Annotated in this window: 1 protein-coding gene; it reads right to left on the reverse strand. The window is 42.2% G+C overall.

Annotated elements, in window-relative coordinates; translation table 11 throughout:
* Positions 1–307: helix-turn-helix domain-containing protein (locus HP398_RS30750; protein WP_217368971.1), on the reverse strand; the 307-nt coding region annotated here is incomplete at its 3' end.
* Positions 308–358: the final 51 nt, after the last annotated feature.

A 358-nucleotide genomic window follows, 5' to 3' on the forward strand; every position in this document is an offset into this window, starting at 1 on the left:
GTGATTGAAATTCTGACCTCCACTTTCGAACTAAGCGGGGAGAGGAGATCTGAAAGATGGCGGCAGTTTCATTCGGAGACGTCCCGTGATTCTTCATATAATTGAGTACGTCTAGTTTAAACTGTGTTGAGTGCCGTGTATATGATGTTATAAACGCTTCTGCACCGTGTTTCTCGTATTGCATCACCCAAACTCCAACCATACTTTTGTGTGTACCAATAGACTCAGCAATAGCAGCATGAGTCTCTTCGCCATACAAATAGCGAAGAACTGCTGATAATTTATCTTTTGCAGTAAACTTAGACAAAAAACTGCACCTCCAACTGTTAGATGTGTCTAACAATCGGGGTGCAGTTCA

This window comes from Brevibacillus sp. HB1.4B, from assembly GCF_013284285.1.
In the GTDB taxonomy this organism is placed as follows: Bacteria; Bacillota; Bacilli; order Brevibacillales; family Brevibacillaceae; genus Brevibacillus; species Brevibacillus porteri.